This is a genomic window from Sutterella massiliensis (assembly GCF_016899755.1).
GTDB lineage: Bacteria > Pseudomonadota > Gammaproteobacteria > Burkholderiales > Burkholderiaceae_F > Sutterella > Sutterella massiliensis.
This window is the reverse complement of record NZ_JACJJC010000537.1, coordinates 1-237: the sequence shown is the minus strand read 5'-3', so window position 1 is coordinate 237 and position 237 is coordinate 1. Positions and strand designations below refer to the sequence as shown.

Here is a 237-nt window from a genome sequence, read left to right as displayed (position 1 = left end):
TTGATTATCGGGGCGGTTGAAGCGCAGGGCATCAAAATGGCGGAAATGCACTATAGGCCGCCACGTCCGTTTACGCACGACTTGTTGTTGAATGTGATGGCAGTTGGTCGTCTGCAATGTCTGAAAGGGGTTATTTATCAAGTGAAGAATGTAATATATTCCACCTATTTATATATAAGGAGAGCCGATGGGGAAGTGGATGTAGTAGATGCGCGTACGTCGGATGCCATTGTGTTG

At 46.4% G+C, this 237-nt stretch carries 1 protein-coding gene; it reads left to right on the top strand.

The window, feature by feature from the left end; genetic code table 11:
- The coding region (locus tag H6A60_RS14675) for a bifunctional nuclease family protein (protein WP_205105409.1) at positions 1-237 on the top strand (237 nt) is incomplete at both ends.